This is a genomic window from Streptomyces sp. A012304 (assembly GCF_026008495.1).
GTDB lineage: Bacteria > Actinomycetota > Actinomycetes > Streptomycetales > Streptomycetaceae > Streptomyces.
Map to the genome: position 1 here is coordinate 13,500 of NZ_BQUN01000100.1, position 17,530 is coordinate 31,029.

A 17,530-nucleotide genomic window follows, 5' to 3' on the forward strand; every position below is an offset into this window, starting at 1 on the left:
CACCCCCGAGCTACCGCGAGGCCCTGCCTTCATGCGCCGCCCCCACTGCGATCAGCCGATCAGGCTCCCGTTCGGCCAGTTACCCCGCTGATCGGACACGGATGGTGTCCAAGTCCATGCTGAGAAGCCCGCGGACAGCTCCTGTTCCCAGGCATGGGTGACTTGCGCTGGCACGCGCGGGTTTCCTGGCGACGGCCTACCACCAGGAGCTGCAGCCGGTGTCGTAGTTTTCTCCGGGGCCGTACAGGACCGCGCAGACCTGGAAGGCCCGGCTCGGCGAGCTACTGGTCGGGTAGGCCGGGGTCGTGATCCTGGTGCCGGCCGACCTCACCTCGAACGGGCCGCACGTGATCACTGACGCCTTGTTGTCGTTGGTGACATACATCCAGACGATGGCCCTGACACCGGGTCCCCAGTTGCTGGGTCCTCCCGTGCTCAAGACGCCCCACCCCATCTGTCTGCCGCCGACGTTGCCGGACTGCATCGCCCACGAGGCGACGGCGTGGGGATTGCTGATCAGCAGCGCTCCCGCCCCCGCCACACCGCGGCCGCTGAGACTGTCGGGGATGTCGGTGAAACCGTTGGCGCCTCCCGTGCAGTCAGACGCCGCCGCCTGAGCCGTACCGGAGGAACCGGCCAACAGCCCTGCCCCGAGTACGAACGCGGCCAATCCCACACTGAATATCTGGCGGATGCTGTGCATGTCTTCTCCCTGGTCAAGAGTTGACGGCTCCCGCAGATCGGCCCTTTGCCGTCCTGCCCGTCTGCCGGAACCTTTGTGATGTCGTCACGACGCCTACGCTTGCGGAGGATCTTGTCGGCGACACTGCGGATTCCCCGGTGCCGCCACCGTGCTGGGGGCGAAGTGCGTGACGGGGTGAGGTCAGGAGGAGCAGACCTCGACGCCGGGGGCGGGGTCGGCGCCGACGTTGACGTTGCCGCCCCAGGCCCACACGAAGTAGTACGTGGCCCTGGGCAAATGGACAGTGACCTGGTACCAGACGTCTGTGGTGTAACCGCCGGCCGTGACGCGCTCACCGCGCGCGTAGCACTTCACCACTCCGGAGGCTCCTTCCGGCCCGCTGGTGTCGTAGATTCTGTACGACCTTCCGGGTCCGGTCCTGATGTTGCTGTTCGGCTGCAGGATCGGGGAGGACTGGACGGTGCTGGGAGCCGGCTGGGAGGTGCCGGGGGCCGCCTGGGCGCCGGCCCCGCCGAACAGGGTGAAGGCGGTACCGACCGCTATACCGGCGGCGGTGAGACGGGCACTGCGCTTGAACATGGTGGACTCCTCGTCAGGCCAGAACCGGGCTGGTCGCTCGCGGCTCGGTGGCATCCGTTTCAGCTCCCCAGACGGAACTCGGCGCCTCGGCGTATGACCGTCCCGGCAGAACATGTCTCTTCGCCCCGTCCGCATACGGCGCGGCGTGCACGCCCGTCCACCTACTGGTGCGCGCAACGCACCTGACCGACACACAGCGCGGGCTCGGCGAGCCGCTCGTCCACGTGCTCGACCGTCAGGCCGATGCCGCCGGCGCCGCAGGCCGTGTCCACCAGCAGCTGGCCCGGCCGCATCCGCAGCCACGCGGTCATCAGCCCCAGCAGGGGCCAGTCGCACGAGCTGGAGGGGCGGCGACCTCGGCCGGGCAGTCCTCGCCGATCGCCCGGCGTACAGGCGGGGGACCAGATCGGTGCGGGCGCGGGCGGAGTGGACGGCGTCGTACTACGGTCTCGGTCAGCGCCCGGATCAGCGCGATGGCCGGGCGGCTGTGGCAGCCGCCGTCGGCGAAGACGACCGGGTAGTCCTCCGACCATGGGTAGGCGACCCACACCGGAAGCCCGTAGGGGCCGTCCACCAGCGCGATCTCCAGCGCCATGCCCGCGGCCACCAGCCGCTCGATGACCTCCCGGCCGTGCGGGTCGGCCTCGCGTATTCCGGTGCGATGTTCGAGGCAGGTGCGAGCGCGCTGAGATGGCTCCCTCGGACGCCGACCGGGCCTGCGACACTGGTCCTGGACAGCAGTGGATGTTGACTGGAGGGGTGAATGGCCGGCGAGGACCATGAGGTTCCGGGGATCGGACTCACCGAGGCCGTCCAGATGCTACGTGCTGAGTTGCTCGCCGCTCAGCGCGATCCGAGTCGTCAGGACATGCAGTTCCCGATCCAGAGCATCACGATCGAGCTGAGGGTAGCCGCCACGCGCTCGGCGGACGGCAAGGCGGGCTTCAAGGTTCCGTTCGTGAATGCCGAGTTGGGCGTCGGTGCCGGGTGGCAGAAGGAAAGTCTGCAGGCGATCACCGTGGTGTTCGACGCGCCCGTCGACCAGGCCGGCAACCCGGTCAGGGTGGCCTCAGCCGGGGACCAGGTGAAGGGCTAGCGCGGTCGTGGTGGCCCTGGCGGACCGGGTGGTCGAGATCGTCAGCGACTTCGGTCCCGGCACCTCGCCGAGATACCGGTACGGATCCGGCTGCATCCTGTCCGGGCGAACCGTGCTCACCGCGGCGCACACCGTGGTGGGAGCCGGCACGGTCTGGGTACGGGGACGCGACAAGCGCCGACGCGAAGCCCGCGTGGATCCGGCGTACCTCGGCGACCCTGAGTCCGTCGACCTCGCGCTGGTCGAACTCGACGAGGACACGGGCTTTCCGGCGCTTCCGGCCGCCGCGGTGGATCGCGACGGGGTCGTACCCGAAATCATCGATCGCTGCCACACCGTCGGTTACCCGGCTTTCAAGGAACGTACGACGCAGGGCGCCACGGTGAGGGACACCGTGGGCGTCGGCGGGCACATCTCAGTGCTGGCGAACCTGGTCAGCGGGTTGCTCACGCTGCACGTCACCGCGTCCCCCCGGCCGTTGCCGCAGCACGGGAAGTCGTTGGCGGAGACGGAGTGGTCAGGCATGTCGGGCGCACCCGTCTGGGCCGGTGAGTACCTCGTCGGCGTTGTCACCGAGCACGCGCCCCGCGAAGGGACGTCGGCGCTTACCGTCACGCCGCTCACACGCCTCGAACGGTTGGGCAATGCCGAGCTCTGGTGGTCGAGGTTCGGCGTGGAGAGCGCGGCCGGGCTGGTACACATGCCCCCGCCGAGCGGCGAACGGCAACGCCCGGCCTACAGAGCGACGCTGCGCGAGATCCACGCACGAACTCCCCTGCTGCTGAACCGGGAGCGTGAACTCGCCGACATCGCGGCATTCGCCGTCAGTGACGAGAGCTATCGCTGGATGGTCGGCAGTGCGTGGGCCGGCAAGACCTCACTGGCGGCAGAGGTCGTGCTGGGCGCGATGCCGCCGAAGGTCCGCGTGGTGGCGTACTTCCTGTCCCGGCGGGAAGCCGACGCCGACAGCAACCACTTCCTCACCGCAGTCGTTCCGCAGCTCGCATACCTGCTCGGCGAGGACCCGCCAGACCCCGACCTGCATGTGTTCCGGGCGCTCTGGGAACGGGCGACGGCGTGGGCTGCCCAGCACGAACGCCACCTCCTGCTGGTCGTCGACGCGCTGGATGAGGATCTGCAGCCGCCGGGGTCGCCGAGCGTCGCGGCTTGCCTGCCTACCCTCTCGGGCGGAGCCGCGCACGTGCTGGTGACCAGCCGGCCGCACCCCGACCTACCGACCGATCTACCGGTCGACCACCCGCTGCGAAGTATCACGCCGGTGCCCGTACGGCAGAGCTCACAGGCACGGGCAGTGGAGCAGCGGGCCCGGCAGGAGATCGAGGAACTCCTCCGCGGCAACGACCCGCAGGCCGACCTGGCCGTCGAAGTGCTTGGGCTCCTGGCCGCCGCGTCCGGACCGCTTGCCGTCGGCGACCTGACTGCTCTCACCGGCCAACGTCCACGAACGATCCGCCGGTTCGTCACGGAACGTGCGGCTCGCAGCCTGCAGCCAGTGGGGGCGGAAGGCCAGCGCAGGTACCAGTTCGCGCACGCTGCCCTGCTCGATTACTGCGCGAACGGCGAGGACACCAGTGAGCCGGAGTTCCAGGCCCGGATCCATCAATGGGCGCGGGAATGGCAGGCTCAGGGCTGGCCGATCGGCACGACCCCTCGCTATCTCCTGGACTCCTACCCCAGCGTGCTGGCCGCCCATGACCGGGACCAGTTTCGCCTCCTCGTCACGGACATCGGCTGGCAGGACACGACCGTGCGGAGAATCGGTGTCGACGCTGTGCTTCCCCATATGCGCGACGCCCGGCTCGTCACACGGACGGGTAGTTCGATCGCGGACAGGCTGATCGTGGCGCAAGCACACAACCTTCGCCCTCCGCTTCCCATCGAGCGACCTGGCTACGTCCTCGGACAGTTACTCATGCAAGCTCTGCTCGACGGCGACTCGGTGACCGAACGGGCCGGCCGAGACCGTCTGAAGGAGTTCGATCAGAAGGTGCCGTTCCCGCTGTGGGCACGACGCACCAACCCCGCACTGGCCTACGAGCTCGGCATCCATCCGAGCGGGGTCTCGGCACTGACTGTGCTGTCGAACGGCCAGATCGTGACGGCGGGCGGCGCCCGCGGCAGGCTGTTGCTGTGGGATCCGACGCTCCCCGGCTCCCGGCCGCAGGAGCTCGGCGAGCATGGCGTGGGCATCACCGCGGTGACCAGCACGCCGGAGGACGTGCTCGTCGCCGCGACTGCCTCGGGCCGGATGTTCCTCTGGAGTCGGCTATCCAAGGGCGGCCCGGACGTCGAATTCCGGGTACGCGCGGGCGCGGTGGCCCACCTGTTGGTGCTTCCGGACAGACGATTGGTGAGTGCCACCCGTGAGGCCGGGCCGCTGCTGGTATGGGAGCTCACTGAGCCGGCGGGGGATCCCATTCCGCTGCGCCGCTACAACGACTCTGTGGACGCGATGATCGGCCTGCCCGACGGCCGGGTGCTGACGGCGTCCGGACTGGACGGTCGCCTGGACATCTGGGAGCCGCACGCAAGTGAACTGGACGGGCGGCCGGTTCGCCTCGGCAGGCACGGCGATCGGATCAGCGGGATGGCCCTCATGCAGGAAGGAATCCTCGCGACCGTTGGCCAACGTGAGGGACGAATCCTGCTGTGGGAACCGCACCGGCCCGGTATGACGCCGGTCGAGCTGGGCAGACACGGCAACGACACGGACATGGTGCACGCAGCAGCCGCGATCACGCCACACGATCTCGTGACGGCTGCCGGGCCTGAAGGCCAGTTGCTCGTCTGGAGATTCGACACGATGGCACGTCGAATGGGTCCGCGCGGCTGGGAGATCGACCGGGAGGGGATGCGGCTGGCCCACGAGCCGGTCCGGTTCGGCATTCATGGCGAGGCCGTCCATCAGCTGTCGGCTGTTTCTCACGACCGCTTGGTCACTGCCGGCCGCGGCGGCGGGCGACTGCTGGGGTGGAACACCAACCTCGTGTTCCACTCCCGTCGGCACTACGACGAACCTGTTGACGCGCTTGCCACCCTGCCCGATGGACGACCGGTCAGCGCTTCCCGATGGAAAGGCGACCTGTTGGTCTGGGACCCGGCCGGTGGCGGCGGGCCGACCAAGTTGGGCAGCACGGGCGGCCGCGTCGACGCGCTCGCGGTGCTGCCGGACGGACACGTCGTCACCGAGTCCACGGCCAGGACCGGCGCGCTGGAAGAGTTGCTGCTCTGGGATCCCGCGAACGCAGGGGAGCCCTCGCAGTCCCTTGGGTTCGTAGGGACCCACGCCGTTCCACTCGCGGTCCTGCCGACCGGCCACGTCGTAACTGCGGGCGGGCGGCTCGGGCTGGCGGTCTGGGATCCCGATTCCCCGGGCTCGGACCCTGCTGTCGTCGCACAGCTCGCCCCACCGGTTGATCACCTGCTTCCCATTGCCCCTCGTCACGTCATCACGGCGTCCGGTGACAACGGTCAACTGCTGCTGTGGGATCTCACAGCAGCAGACGGTCCGTTCGAACTGGGCCGGCTCGGACGGAAGATCAAGATCCTCCTGGCCCTGACCGAGACCACCCTCCTCACAGTGGGTGTCGGGCCTGGCGACCTCTATCTGTGGGATCTCACCAAACCGTTCCCGCATCCCACACGACTTGGTGATCACGGCCGTGACATCACTGCCGTCGCCCTCGCCGACGGGCGCTTCATTACTGCGGGCGACTCCGATCACGTACGGATCTGGGAGCACGACGGCAGGTCCACGGCATTGTGCGCGACGGGTCCGATCCGAGCGCTGACCACCGCACCGGCTGCGGCCGGCCATCACGTATACCTCGCGAGCGAGCTCGGCGGGCTCTCAGCCTGGTGGGTTCCGCATCGCTGGTCCTAGTCGTGCTGTCTGACCCGGGACGATTGTCGGCCGTCGGCCCCAATGCCGCTCACCCGCAGGCCGGGAATCCCGGGCATGTCATCCCCGCTGCCCGGTGCGGCTGCTCGGCACGGGCGGGGCTGCACGAGATGCGTACCGCCCCACTGCCCCGGCACAGGGACGATGGCCGGTGAACCGGCCCTGTTCAGACCTTTCGGGGAGCCCTCCCCGGTCGGTGGGGGCTCTCGCCGTGCGTCGCCGCGCCCACGGGGCGTCAACCGCAGCGCCGCGAGCACCGCCCGTTTCGGTGATCTCCGACCTGATGACCGCCGCGGCGGCCAAGCTCATCGCCAGACTTCCGATCGTGCCCGAGCCCCATGCCCATCTCCCCTCCGCCGACGCCGCCGACGGGTCAGGTTCGACGGCGGCTGGCACGGGGATGGTCCGGTTTCCGTTCGTACGGTGGGTGCTCGCCCCGCGCACGACCTGGCGGGCGCGGCGCCTGGCCGCCGACTTCGGCGAGGGGATTGACGCCAGGACCGCGTGGGTGATGGCCCCGCCTGGCCCGCCATCCAGACGAGCACGGCTACGCCATGGCTCACCTGGACGACGAACGCGGCCTCCCGGACTGAGGGGAGCGCCGGTTCAGACGTCGGCGGCCGGCGTGTGAGGCTTCGGCCGCTCGGCTTCCTCGTCGACCGTGGCCTTGCTGGTGTCATGCGCGGCGCGGTGGTGCCCGTTCAGCCAACAGGGGTTTCCGAGGTAGTACATGGCGACGATGCCGGCTGGCGGGCTTCGCTGGACGACGCGTGGCCGTGCCGGTGATGGGCTACCTGGTGCCTAGGAGATGGTGAGGGCGGGCGGTGTCCACCGGTGGGTGCGTCGCAATGGCGTGCCGGCGTCCTCGACGACCTCCGGGCCCGGGTACGGCACCTCTCCAGCGGCGCATGGCAGGACCGTCCTCGCCCTCACCGGCTACGAGCAGGTCCGCTCCGTCGCCGACGCCCTCGCCATGGTGAATTGTCTGACCCGCTCCGCCTGTTCGAGGTGGAAGGGATCATGACTGATGACGGACCCCGAGGGCAACGAATTCTGCGTCCACTGACCCCCGCCCCGTCTCGCGCGCGCGATTTTAGCAGGCTGTGCCGGGAGTCGACGCGAAAGATCGACAGATTAGCCCGATCAGGTGATGGCGACCGTTTCAACGGACAGGGCAGGGTGACGGCGCGGATGATCTCCGCTGAGGTGCGTTCCGCCCCGGGCGTCGTGTTCCGACCGTCCGGACGTCTTCCACTGATCCTGGAGGATCCATGCGACACCCTGTCTTACGCCCGCGCACGCGAGTCCTGGCTGTCGGGCTCGCGCTCGCCGCGGCCACGCTCTTACCCTCCGGCTCCGCTGGTGCGGCCGACCAGTACGAATGGGCCGCGCTCGGCGACTCGTTCACCGCCGGCGTCTTCGTCGGCGACCCGCAGCCCCCGCTGGGGGATCCGTCGCAGGACGGCTGCGCCCGAACCAGCGGCTCCTACCCCAGCCTGGTCGAACGGGAACTCGCCGAGTCCCCGCCGGGCAAGTCCGTCCGTCTGACCAACGTCGCCTGCAGCAGCGCCGTCATCGCGAACATCGCCAAGGTCAAGCAGACGCCGATCAGCCCGGTCCAGACCCCTGCCGGCGGCTGGCCCGCGGTGGACACGCAGATCAAGCGGGCCGGGCTCGACGACGAGACCGACGTCGTCACCATCGCCATCGGCGGCAACAGCCTGCCCTTCGGCGACATCTTCCCCAAGTGTCTCGAAGAGGGCGCGATCGGCAAGTCCTGCCGCGAGTACTTCACCAACCCGCCCGCGGGGGTAGAGAGCGTCCGGGAGAGGCTCGCCCGGGTCCAGGGCGAGTACACCGAGATGCTGGCCGAGGTACACAAGGCCGCGCCCAACGCCAAGGTGATCAACATCGGCTACCCGGTCATCATGCCGGCCAAGGCCAGTGCCTGCGACCGCGGGTCCCTCACCGAACTCGGCGCGACCACCCACGCCGACATCGACTGGCTTCGTGACGACGTCCTCAAGCCGCTGAACAAGACGATTCAGCGCGTCTCGTCGTTCTTCGGCGACCGTTACGTCAACGTCTACCCCTCCAGCGAGGGCCACGACGTCTGTCAGCCCGCGGGCACCAAGTGGATGGAAGGAATCTGCGGCGACGCCGCGGACTACTGGCCCGCCACGTTCCCCGGCACGTCGGTGGACTGCGCTCCCATCAACAAGCGCGCCACAATGATCCACCCCAACGCCGCGGGACACGCCAACACCGCGGTCCAGGTGGAGCGAGCGATCCGCAACGCCCTCCGCCAACACTGACCCACCGGCCCGAACCCTGACGCCGGAGCCCGGCCCCCGGCCGACGGCTCCGGCGTCGGGGCGTCTACGCGGCCACGCCGAGTTCGAAACAGCCATGGGTGCGCGGTCAGGCGTGCCGGTACTCCGCGTGAGGAATCGGCCCGGTTCAGCGGTGGGGAAGTCGGTCGCGGTAAACCGCCTATTCACTGAGACGGCGGACCACTCCACCAAGGACAACGGCCGTGTTTCCGCAGGTCTGTGCAACATCCCGTGAGTTCCCCTGAGCCCCGCTGAAGCCACGAGGCCCCCGCGTCGGCGGAGGAACTGGAGCGGTTCGAGACCGACGTGCTGTCAGGGTGCGTCCTCGCGCGGGCCTCGGCAGGGCTGGCGGACGCACCACCGCAGGGACGTCGGTCACCTGGATCAGATCTTCTCACCCAGCGCATTGACCGGCCCTCGGCAGCGCAGCTTCAACTGCCCGCTCACGCTGGTCCCGCCACCATCCCGGCCGGCGACTCGGCAGAACCCGCCTCGCCGCGGGTGCCGGCCGGGCCCGCATGCGCACAGTCGATCCGGTAGCTGCCGAGCGCTTGCCGCGCAGGTGTTCCCCGACGACATCTCGCGCGGCTGGAGCGGTTGCGCCGCGAGGTCGCCCAGCTCAAGCGGGAGAACAAGGAGCTGGTAATGGACCAGGAAGACGGGTCCGGCGCCGTTGATGCGAGCGCGGAAACGTGATGTGCTCAAACGCCGCATGGTCCTGTGGGTGAAGTAGCCGTGGCGGACCCGGCGTCCGTGTTCGGGGTGATCAGCGACTTCAGGACGCCGTCGCTGCCCTCCACACGGCCGACCTGGATCACCGACTTTCTGCACCACGCGACGGCTGCACAGCGTGTGCGGCTGGAAGAGCCCTGTCGACTACGAACACGACTACTGGGCCAGCTTCACCGGAAAGCTAGCTGCATGGGAAGGTCTCCACGCAACCGGGGGATTGACCATCACCAAGCAGTCTGCATGTCGTAGCGACCCCCTGGCGGAGCGGTCCTGAGTGCGGGCGGCGCCGACCCAGGGCTCTGCGGTCGGTTGGTCGCGGGCTCTGACCTCTGTCGTCTCGTCGCGCATTGTCATGGTGGATTGAGGTAAAGGCGCCGGGCCGGGATGGGTTCCGGAGTGTGGGGTCGGTGAAGCGGTGAGTTTCAGGCGACGGTCGATTGTCCGGCCGCGTGCAGGGACAGAGCCTGGTGGTAGCGGCGCAGCAGGAGCAGGGCGGTGGCAGCGAGGCCGGTGAGCAGGCCGAGCCAGACGCACCTCGGTCTTCAGGCCGGCGAGGTTCCCGAAGAGCCAGGCGGCGGGCAGGCCGATCAGCCAGTAGCCGACCAGGGTGATGCGGAAGCCGCTCATGGTGTCGTCCAGGCCGTGCAGCAGGCCGACGCCGATGTTCAGCCCTCGTCGGTGGGGATGTAGGTGATGTCGCCGCACCAGCGGGTGTCCGTCGCAGTCGGGTCGGGCGGAAGTTGCGCAGGACCAGGTCCGGAGGGTCGGCCGCGTGCGGATCTGGGAGCGTGGTGCGGTGTCGGCGTTTGCGGTGCCGGCCGGCGAGCCCGGCGGCCCGCATCAACCGGGCGATGCTTCTGCGGCCGCAGGCGGTCCCCTCGCGCTTGAGGACGGCGTGGATGCGCGGTGCGCCGTAGGGGGCAGTCATCACTCGCCACTCCCTGCGCTCGCTCTCATGCCGTCGGTTCGGCCGGCGACGGCCGCCGGCCGCAGCAGTCGGTGAAGGCGATCGGGGGAACGGCAGGTGTGGCGACGAGCGCGTGGACCGTTCCGTGGTTATGACAGGTGCAGGACTTCACGATGACGCGACCCACTCAGAAGGGGGCCACCATGGCCGTACCCACGAGGATCGACCATCGCTCGAGCGGCTACAGCCTGGAGCGTGCTTACTGGCTGGCCCAGGTCTGCGACCTGGCCTACAAGGACGAGGCGACCATCGACCGGCAAGCCCGGGAGTGGGGTTTTGACCAGGTCCGCCACCACGAGACCCGCTTCACCCCGCCCTTCCCGCTGGAGGACACCCAGGCGTACACCATGGCCAGTGACGACATGATCGTCACGGCGTTCCGCGGCACGGAGCCGGTCCAGATCAAGGACTGGCTCTCCGACGCCGTCACCCCGCCCAGCCGCGGCCCAGCAGACACCGGATACGTCCACTACGGCTTCGCCCAAGCGCTGGACTCCATCTTCCCCACTGTCAAGGACGCGCTGGCCGAGCTGCGCACCAATGGGCAGAGCGTGTGGTTCACCGGCCACAGCCTGGGCGGCGCACTGGCCATGCTCGCCGGCGCCCGCATGTACCTGGAAGAGCCGCGCCTGGCCGCGGACGGCGTCTACACCTACGGCCAGCCCCGCACCTGCGACCGCTTGCTCGCAGCCGCCTACAACAAGGGCTTCAAGAACCGCATGTACCGCTTCGTCAACAACAACGACGTCGTCCCCCAGCTCCCCCCGGAGCCCGCCTACACCCACGTCGAAGCGCTGCGGTATATCGACTCCCACGGCCGCGTCCACGAGACCATGCCGCTCATCGGCGGACTCACCGACCGCGTCCGGGGCCTGACCGCCGACGTTCTCGCCCCCGCCAGCGACGGAGTACGCGACCACTTCATGCACAGCTACATCGCCGCCCTGAAGAAGAACCTCAGCTGAACGACCGACGCCACGCGCCGGGGTCAAGCCGTGGTGTGACGGGTGGGCTGTGGCCATCGCCTGGCTGCGGGTCCGTGGGCCGACGCATTACACAGCCAGGCGGTGGCGTGCTCGATGATCCAGCGGTGGCGGCCCAGGCGAGCGGACTCGTCGGGCGCGAACCGGCCTCCGGCCACCGTGACGGCACGGGTGATGGCAGACTCTTCGGATCTGTTCGCCGAGCGGCGGCTCACCGCGTCCCGGGTGCTGTGCCCGTCGACCACCGATCGTCGGCCTCGAGTTCAGCCTGCTCGACTGAGTACCTGAACCTGCCGGGCGGGCGGAGCCGTCGCGCGGGCGGCCGGGGTGAGCGAGACGACGGTTAGCAAAGGTGTGTTCGAGCTGGAGACCGGCGAGGCCCCGTTGAGGCGAGTGCGGCGGCCAGGCGGAGGACGCAAACGGGTCGCGGACCTCGACCCCGGGCTGCGGCCCGCACTGCTGGCACTGGTCGAGCCCGACGAGCGGGGTGATCCAATGTCGCCGCTGCGGTGGACGGTGAAATCCACCCGCACCCTCGCCCGCGAGCTGACCCGGACAGGGCACCGCGTCAGCGCCGACACCGTCGCCGACCTGTTGCGAGAGGAGGGCTTGATGCCGTGTGCGTCGAGCAGTTTCCTGACTCGCCCGCGGCGCGGGCCTCGTCGGCAAGGACAGCCACTTCGACGACGCCGACCACCCGGACCTCGACCCGACCCGCACGCCCACCTGTGGCGAAGGACCTGCCGACTGTCACGCACCGCGGCGACGTCGTCGGCATCCACGACGCCCTGGTCGGCCTCGGCTCCGAACTGGAGCGCCGCACCGCCCTCGACGACGACCTCGACGGTGTGCTGCGGCTGATGGCCGTGATCGACCGGGCCGACGACACCCTGCGGCACCTCACCCGTTGCCGGGAGACCGTCCGGCACAAGGACGACCCGAAGCGGACCCCGGCCATCGCCGCCCTTGAGGCCGTCCTGTACGAGGGGCGCGCGGCCCGAATCCACGTCATCTACGACGGACCCGTCACCGTCGGCGGCCGCCTCATCCCCGGCGCCCGCGACCAGTTCTCCACCGTCATCCTCGCCCGTGTCAGCGTCGGCACCTGGCAGCGGCTCGCCCCGATAGCCGCCCGCACCCCCAAAAGCAGCCGCTCCCGGGCCGCGTCCACGTCGTCCAGGACAGCGACGCCCCCTGATGTACTGGCTTACGGGTCCATAACCTGCGCCGCATGCAGGTGAGCCCTGAGCCCTGAGCCCTGAGCCCTGAGCACTTGGTTCGGGTCCCCCTGCACGCGGATCAGCCCGCCGGCAGCCGTCAGCGGGTGAATGCACATGGGTCGGGGCCGGCGTGGATGCCGAAGGGCAGCTCGATCCGTCCGAGCAGGAATCCCTCGCCGGGAGAGCTTCCTCTGCTCAGACGACCCTTTTGAGGGATACATCGAAGAGGGACGCCTTGTTCTGCGCGATGCGGTCGAGGGCGTGGCGCGCTTGCGTGACCCACTCCAGGATGATCTCACTCTCCTGGGTCTGGGACCGTTGGGCCCAGGCCGCTGCGGTGGAGAAATGGTGTCGCGCTCGACTTACTTGGAGGTCGATCAGACGGCACAGCGGTTCGGGGACTTCCCGGGCGGACACAGCGCCTTCGATGTCAGCCGGTCGCAGCCCGCATCGCCGCAGGTCTTCCAGCGGGAAGTAGAGCTTGCCGATGCCGAGATCCTCCTGCAGGTCGACGAGGCAGTCGAGAAGCCCCGCGCCGAGTCCCAAGGAAAGCGCGCCCTGCGTTCTGCCGTCGTCGGTCAGTTCGAGAACGCTGCTCAGCCACAACGTGGGCTGACCGCACGCGCCGTGCAGGTAGCGCTCCAGGTCGGACTGCGTGGGGTAGGCGGAGACGACGAGGTGGTTCCGGACCGCTTGATGCGCGGCGCGTAGGCACTCCTCATCGATGTGCCAGGTCTGGACGAAGTCCTGGAACGCGAGACAGAGCGCCCCGCCCACGTCGTCCCCTGGCTGTGACGGCACCGCCGACTGCGATGATGGATCGTGCTGGTCGTGGAGTATCCGGAAGAACCCGTTGACGAACCGGTCGTACCGGCGACGTCTGGCTTCAAGACCGACTTGGGGGTCGTCGGCCAAGTCGTCGGCGTATCCTGTGAAGGCGAGCAGTGCGTCCCAGTACGGACGGGCCGCCGAAGGCATGCGGGTTCGCAACCAGGCGTGCGCGGCAGAGCTGTGCCGGGCCCTCATTCATGTGTTGCACGCGCTGTACGCGTGACGCAGCAGAGGATCGCGGATACCTGCGGCATCTAGTGCCGCATCAGGCAACGTTCGCCCTGTCGACTACGGCCCGTAGCCGTTGATCGTCGGCGTGACGGTTTCGCCAGATGATGTAGCGACGGATCATGCTGCCCTGCTCCTGTGGCTGGCGTGGTCGGTGCCGTCGAGGGTGAAGTAGCGCAGTGCGGTGAACTGGGCCTCGATGCGGTTCAGCCACGAACTGTTCGTAGGTTGTAGGCGAACTCGACGTTGTTGGCCGCGGCCCAGTCGCCGACCCGGCTGTCCGGGGCAATACAGCTAGGTCGCGGTCGCGATGATGTGCGCGACGGCTTCGTCGTCCATGAACCCCTCCGGACCTCGGCCGGCCGGGGCTTTGGCGCGTGCGACGGACGCCTGCAGTACGGTGCGCGCCCGGCCGACACGCCGAGCGTGGAATTCCGCCCAGAGGTGCTCGTCCACACAGGACCTGCCCGTCAACAATTCGGCGAGTACCAAGGCGTCTTCGAGGCCTTGCGCCGCCCCTTGCGCGAAGGTGGGCGGGCTGTTGTGCGCGGCGTCGCCGATGACGACGATCCGGCCCCGGTTCCACGGTGCATCCGCCAGGTAGGCGTCCTGCAGCATGGGCCGCAGTGAACCGCGGTCGAAAGTCCGCCTCACCTCGTCCCATGGCCCGTGGAACTCGTCCATGATCCCCATGACCCGGTCGACCGCGGCGTCCGCACTCTGGCTTGCCCAGTTGGGCAGTGCGGTGGCGCTGTCGCCCACAAAGCCATACAGGACGTCCTTTCCGATGGGGAGAAGTCCTCCGACTCGGCTGCCGTGAATCTGGTCGAGATCGTCGACGCCGTCGACGGGAGGTCCGAGGAAACGCCAGATGATCGCGTTGATGGTGATGCGCTCGCCGGTGATGCCGGCTGCGTCGCGTACCGCCGAGCCCACTCCGTCTGCGCCGATGACCAGGTCGTAGTCACCGTGGGAGCCGTCCGTCAGTTCGACCCGGACGCTGTCCCCCCGTTGGTGCAGGGAGCGGAAGGTGCAGCCGAGTCGCAGCTTGACGCCCGCCTCGCCGACGCGTTCCTGCAGGAACCGCGCGAATCGCGGACGGGAGATGGCCACCGCTCCCGGCACGGCGGCGTCCGTGGACGCACGCGGGAACGGTTCTCGCATCACCACGGATCCCTCAGCATCAGCGCGACGGATCGTGAAGGTGTTCAGTACATGCCCTGCCTCTGTCACCCGGCTGAACAAGCCGGCCTTCTTGATCACTCGCAACGCGTTGTTCTGCAGGAGCAGTCCGGCGCCCACGGCGGTGATGGCTTCACGCTTCTCGACCACATCGACGGCGACACCCCCGTCCGCCAACAGGGCGGCGACGGTGAGGCCGACGGGGCCGGCGCCGATCACGAGTACATGCTGCACAGCAGGCACGAAATTGCCTTCCCTCTCTCACTTCTTGATCTTGTCGCCTCAGTCTGGGCGCCGCGAGGTATCGACACAACAGCAATCTTCCGATGCCCACTATTGACGCCATCTATAGTGGCGGGATGGGGAAGTCACGTCGTCTCGCCGATATCGATCTCAATCTGCTGGTGGCGCTCGAGGCGCTTCTGTCGGAACGCAATGTCTCGCGTGCCGCGAGCAAGCTGGGTCGCTCGCAACCGACGCTGAGCGCGGCGCTCGGCAGACTACGCCGCCTCTTCGACGACGAATTGCTCGTGCGGCAACGAGGTTCCTACCGGTTGACGCCGTTCGCGGCGGACATCCATCCAGGTGTCGTCAGCGCCCTGGAAGGGGTCGGGAAAGTACTGGGTGTTCCGGCTGAATTCGACCCGGAAACCTCACGCCGCGAGTTTACCGTCATGACATCCGACTACGTCCTGCACGTCCTGGGCGGACCGCTGCTCAAATCACTGATGGAGCGGGCCCCGGCAGTGAAACTCCAACTGCTGAACGCACCCAGGGTCGACGCGGACCGCGCCGGTGAACTCCTGCGCGAGACCGATGGTTTGATCCTGCCGCCCGGGATTCTGGGCATGACGTCCAATGTCGAGATCTTCACCGACAGGTGGGTGGGTGTGGCCGACCGCGACAATGCCGCCGTGGACGGATCCCTGGACGACTCCGCCATGCGGGAGCTGCGCTGGGTCCGCAGCTACCGGGAGCAGTTCGAAGTGGTGGTGGGCGACCCGGCCTGGAGCAGTTTCTGGCTGGGCGACCGCGGCATGTTCGTGGTGGAGAGCATGACGTCGCTGCCCGGAATCATCGCGGGCACGGAACTCGTCGCTGTCGTTCCTACCCGGCTCGCCGACACGGCGCCGCTTCCGCTCAAGACTTTCTCGCTGCCCCGCCCGCTGCCGCAACTCGCCGAACATTTCTGGTGGGATGCGGCGCGGGAAAGCGACCCGGGGCATAAGTGGCTGCGCGGGCTGCTCGCCGAATGCGCAGCGGCACTGCCTCCGGAAACCTAGTGCCGCATCAGGCAACGTTCGCCCTGGGCGGTCTGCGACGATGACTCCATGGACGAGGAAGTCATTCCCATTCTTCGCGTCGAGAACGCTGCGGCGGCGGTCACCTGGTACGAGCGACTGGGCTTCGCCGCGCAGTGGGAACACCGCTTCGAACCGGGACTTCCCGCGTTCGTCGAGGTCGCCCGGGGCGGGGTGCGGTTGTTTTTGTCGGAGCACAAGGGCGACGCCCGTCCCGACACGTTGGTCTACCTACGCGTCCGTGATGTCGAGGCCATTGCCTCCGAGTTCGGTGTGCAGGCAAAGGACGCTCCGTGGGCGCGTGAGATTGAGCTGCGCGACCCTGACGGCAATCGGCTTCGGATCGGCACGCCGACGGAATGACCATCGCCGGCAGCCCGCGGCAGGGAAGCTGTGCTGGTGGCTGAGCGAGTATGCGTCCGCGAGATCGATGACGACGAGGGGCAGCGCCTGCTGCGGATCATCCGCCGGGGCAGCGGGTCGGTGGTGACGTGGCGGCGGGCCCAGATGGTGCTGCTGTCCGCGCAGGGCATGCCCGTGGCGAAGATCGCCGAGGTGACGTTCACCAGCGCGGACCGGGTCCGGGATGTGATCCACAACTTCAACGCCGACGGCTTCGGCTCCCTCTACCCGAAGTACAAAGGCGGTCGGCCCAGGACATTCACCCTGCCCGAGCGGCGCGAGATCAAGAAGATCGCCAAGTCCAGGCCGGCCGAGCACGGTCTGCCGTTCTCGACCTGGAGCCTGGCCAAGCTGGCCGACTTCCTGGTCGCCGAGGGGGTGGTCGACGACATCAGCCACGAGGGCCTTCGGGTCCTGCTCCGCGAGGAGGGCGTGTCGTTTCAACGCATAAAGACCTGGAAGACCTCCCGCGATCCCGACTACGCCGCCAAGAAAGCCCGCGTCGAACACCTCTACTCGATCGCCGACGGCGAGGTCATACCCGACCACGGCGAACCCGAAGTCGTTTTATGCCTGGACGAGTTCGGCCCGCTCAACCTCCAGCCCCACCCCGGCCGACAGTGGGCCGAGCGCGGAGGACGGCACAAGGACCTCGACCGGGAGCCGAGGCCCCGCAGGCGGGCGACCTACACCCGTCCGCACGGGGTCAGGCACCTGTTCGCCGCCTACGACCTCGGCAAAGACAAGCTCTACGGCCACATCAAACCGAAGAAGAACCGGACGAGGTTCCTGGAGTTCTGCCGCTACATGCGCAGCCTCTGCCCGCCGGAGATCCGCATCGCGATCGTGCTCGACAACTTCTCCCCGCACCTGACCACGAAGAAGGAAAGCCGGGTCGGCGACTGGGCCGCGGCCAACAACGTCGAGTTCGCCTACACACCTACGAACAGCTCGTGGCTGAACCGCATCGAGGCCCAGTTCACCGCCCTGCGCTACTTCACCCTCGACGGCACCGACCACGCCAGCCACAAGGAGCAGGGCAGCATGATCC

At 68.4% G+C, this 17,530-nt stretch carries 14 protein-coding genes and 4 pseudogenes; 9 read left to right on the forward strand and 9 right to left on the reverse strand.

Annotation, left to right across the window (positions count from 1 at the left end):
- Window positions 1-196: 196 nt before the first annotated feature.
- From ALMP_RS25355 to ALMP_RS44170, 4 genes are all read right to left on the reverse strand, one after another.
- Window positions 197-703 carry a hypothetical protein gene (locus ALMP_RS25355; RefSeq protein WP_264932130.1) on the reverse strand — a complete coding sequence of 169 codons (507 nt, stop codon included), beginning with the start codon at window positions 701-703 and terminating at the stop codon, window positions 197-199.
- Window positions 704-883: 180 nt separating this feature from the next.
- The gene (locus ALMP_RS25360) at window positions 884-1,282 is read right to left on the reverse strand and encodes a hypothetical protein (protein ID WP_264932132.1); all 399 of its coding nucleotides are present in this window, start codon (window positions 1,280-1,282) and stop codon (window positions 884-886) included.
- A gap of 161 nt (window positions 1,283-1,443) precedes the next feature.
- Window positions 1,444-1,593, reverse strand: a complete 150-nt coding sequence (locus ALMP_RS25365; RefSeq protein ID WP_264932134.1) for a hypothetical protein — start codon at window positions 1,591-1,593, stop codon at window positions 1,444-1,446.
- Complete coding sequence (locus ALMP_RS44170; protein WP_309299535.1) at window positions 1,593-1,889, reverse strand: YcaO-like family protein; 297 nt, start codon at window positions 1,887-1,889, stop codon at window positions 1,593-1,595. The genes ALMP_RS25365 and ALMP_RS44170 overlap by 1 nt, the downstream gene beginning before the upstream one ends.
- Before the next feature lie 156 nt (window positions 1,890-2,045).
- On the opposite strand from ALMP_RS44170, the gene ALMP_RS25375 reads away from it, so the two are divergent.
- From ALMP_RS25375 to ALMP_RS25385, 3 genes are all read left to right on the forward strand, one after another.
- A complete protein-coding gene (locus ALMP_RS25375) occupies window positions 2,046-2,378 on the forward strand; it encodes a trypco2 family protein (RefSeq protein WP_264932136.1) in 333 nt (110 codons plus the stop codon).
- A gap of 10 nt (window positions 2,379-2,388) precedes the next feature.
- Window positions 2,389-6,282, forward strand: a complete 3,894-nt coding sequence (locus tag ALMP_RS25380; protein ID WP_264932138.1) for a trypsin-like peptidase domain-containing protein — start codon at window positions 2,389-2,391, stop codon at window positions 6,280-6,282.
- Between the two features lie 1,289 nt (window positions 6,283-7,571).
- Window positions 7,572-8,615, forward strand: coding sequence for an SGNH/GDSL hydrolase family protein (locus tag ALMP_RS25385; RefSeq protein WP_264932140.1), 1,044 nt, complete (start codon window positions 7,572-7,574; stop codon window positions 8,613-8,615).
- Window positions 8,616-9,787: 1,172 nt separating this feature from the next.
- Here the strand turns inward: ALMP_RS25385 and ALMP_RS25390 are convergent.
- Window positions 9,788-10,031 (reverse strand): annotated as a pseudogene (locus ALMP_RS25390) (MATE family efflux transporter); the annotation flags it as partial.
- A gap of 145 nt (window positions 10,032-10,176) precedes the next feature.
- Window positions 10,177-10,293, reverse strand: a pseudogene (locus tag ALMP_RS44445) (IS3 family transposase); the annotation flags it as partial.
- Between the two features lie 182 nt (window positions 10,294-10,475).
- Between ALMP_RS44445 and ALMP_RS25395 the strand changes: the two are divergent.
- The 3 genes and pseudogenes from ALMP_RS25395 (at window position 10,476) to ALMP_RS25405 (ending at window position 12,556) form a co-directional block, all read left to right on the forward strand.
- A complete protein-coding gene (locus tag ALMP_RS25395; protein ID WP_264932141.1) occupies window positions 10,476-11,297 on the forward strand; it encodes a lipase family protein in 822 nt (273 codons plus the stop codon).
- 324 nt (window positions 11,298-11,621) lie between these two features.
- Window positions 11,622-11,954: pseudogene (locus ALMP_RS25400) on the forward strand (ISAzo13 family transposase); the annotation flags it as partial.
- 89 nt (window positions 11,955-12,043) lie between these two features.
- Window positions 12,044-12,556, forward strand: coding sequence for a hypothetical protein (locus ALMP_RS25405; protein WP_264932220.1), 513 nt, complete (start codon window positions 12,044-12,046; stop codon window positions 12,554-12,556).
- 174 nt (window positions 12,557-12,730) lie between these two features.
- Here ALMP_RS25405 and ALMP_RS25410 read toward each other — a convergent pair whose 3' ends face one another.
- The 3 genes and pseudogenes from ALMP_RS25410 to ALMP_RS25415 all read right to left on the reverse strand — a co-directional run bounded on the left by ALMP_RS25410 (window position 12,731) and on the right by ALMP_RS25415 (window position 15,010).
- Entirely contained in the window at window positions 12,731-13,561 is an 831-nt protein-coding gene (locus ALMP_RS25410; RefSeq protein WP_264932143.1) for a squalene/phytoene synthase family protein, read from the reverse strand.
- Between the two features lie 70 nt (window positions 13,562-13,631).
- Window positions 13,632-13,869 (reverse strand): annotated as a pseudogene (locus ALMP_RS44175) (IS630 family transposase); the annotation flags it as partial.
- 19 nt (window positions 13,870-13,888) lie between these two features.
- Window positions 13,889-15,010 (reverse strand): FAD-dependent monooxygenase, encoded by a 1,122-nt coding sequence (locus tag ALMP_RS25415; protein WP_264932145.1) that lies wholly within the window; start codon window positions 15,008-15,010, stop codon window positions 13,889-13,891.
- A 125-nt stretch (window positions 15,011-15,135) separates the two neighbouring features.
- Between ALMP_RS25415 and ALMP_RS25420 the strand changes: the two genes are divergently transcribed.
- The 3 genes from ALMP_RS25420 to ALMP_RS25430 all read left to right on the forward strand — a co-directional run.
- Window positions 15,136-16,059: a LysR family transcriptional regulator gene (locus ALMP_RS25420; protein WP_264932147.1), complete on the forward strand. Its 924-nt coding sequence runs from the start codon at window positions 15,136-15,138 to the stop codon at window positions 16,057-16,059.
- A 48-nt stretch (window positions 16,060-16,107) separates the two neighbouring features.
- Window positions 16,108-16,440: a glyoxalase superfamily protein gene (locus tag ALMP_RS25425; protein WP_264932149.1), complete on the forward strand. Its 333-nt coding sequence runs from the start codon at window positions 16,108-16,110 to the stop codon at window positions 16,438-16,440.
- Between the two features lie 36 nt (window positions 16,441-16,476).
- The coding region (locus tag ALMP_RS25430) for an IS630 family transposase (protein WP_264932151.1) at window positions 16,477-17,530 on the forward strand (1,054 nt) is incomplete at its 3' end.